This window comes from Hydrogenivirga sp. 128-5-R1-1 (assembly GCF_000171895.1).
The window spans coordinates 1-1,399 of record NZ_ABHJ01000374.1; the positions used below are offsets into that span (position 1 = coordinate 1).

Annotated in this window: 2 protein-coding genes; both read right to left on the reverse strand. The window is 28.3% G+C overall.

From position 1 onward, the window contains the following. Window positions 1–330: family 1 encapsulin nanocompartment shell protein (locus HG1285_RS01515; protein WP_008289379.1), on the reverse strand; the 330-nt coding region annotated here is incomplete at its 3' end. A 79-nt stretch (window positions 331–409) separates the two neighbouring features. After that, a partial coding sequence (locus HG1285_RS01510; protein WP_008289380.1) for a GGDEF domain-containing phosphodiesterase occupies window positions 410–1,399 on the reverse strand: 990 nt, incomplete at its 5' end.

A 1,399-nucleotide genomic window follows, 5' to 3' on the forward strand; every position in this document is an offset into this window, starting at 1 on the left:
TGTATCAAGTGGTAATCCAAGCTTTTTACTTGTTTCTATATCTCTCCAGTGTATCTTAAAATCTTTATAAATCTGGGGTACAGGAAGAAACTTTCTATTTTCTACTTTAACAATATCACACTCTTTATCTCCAAAAAGTCCACAAGCTCCAGTTTCTGTAGTTGATATAACATCATAAGCTACTGATTGAATTGCCGGGTCTAAGACTGGAGTTATTTCTATAAATTTTCTTCCAACAAGATTTGCCTTTGCTGTATTTACAACAGTATCATCTATTAATTTCCACTGCTGGTCTGTTAATGGTGCTTCCTCTCTGTGTAAAAAGTCCATATTTTTCCTCCTTTGTAATTGTCAATATTAAGAGTAGTGATATTATCTGAACATGTCAACAGATTAGTATTTTTTTACATCAAAGTAATTTTTCTATTTCTTCCTCTGGCAGAGGTTTTGCAAAATAGAACCCTTGAATATAATCAACTCCCATTTTCTTTAAAATATTATATTGAACTTCGGTTTCTACTCCTTCTGCAAGGGTTTCCATTCCAAGAGCTTTTGCAAGGGTTATTATAGCTTCAACAACAGCTTTTGCTTTTTTATCTTTAATCATTGCTCTGACAAATGATATATCTATTTTCAAAATGTCAGCACTTATATCTTTAAGATAAGAAAGTGAAGAATACCCTGTTCCAAAATCATCTATAGCTATTTTTATATTTTTACATTTTTTCAAATCTCTTATTATTTTTTCTGATTTTTCTGGCTCGTCCATATAAATTCTTTCTGTTATTTCCAGTATTAATGATGCCGGCAATCTTTTTGCATATTTTATAACCTCTGCTGGGAAATCAGTATTCTTGAATGTTTTTGCAGAAATATTTATGCTTATAGGTTTTTTCCATTTTTTAATTTTTTCAGATACTTCTTTTAGAGCCCAGTTTCTAAAGTCATCTAAATATATAGATTTTTCAAGTAAATCTATAAACTCATTTGGATAATGAATTTTTCCATCTTTGTCTTTTATTCTGACAAGGGCTTCAAATCCTTTTATTTCTTTTGTTATAGAGTCAAAGTAAGGTTGATAATGAAATACAAAAAGATTTTCTTTTGTTGCTTTATGTATCAAATCTTCAATTAAAATTTTTAATTTTATTTTCTTTTCTATATTTTTATTAAACAGCTTAATTTGATTAATACCTTCTTCCTTAGCATCTTTCAATGATATACTTGCATTTTGGAAAAGCTGTTTAAAATCTTGACCATCATCTGGATAAACAGCTATTCCTCCATGAAATTGAACATTTATACTGATGTCATCTACTTTAAATATTGTTCCTTTATCTAAAATCTTTTTTAATCTTTCTACTATGACAAATAAATCCTCTTTATTTTTTAAATTTTT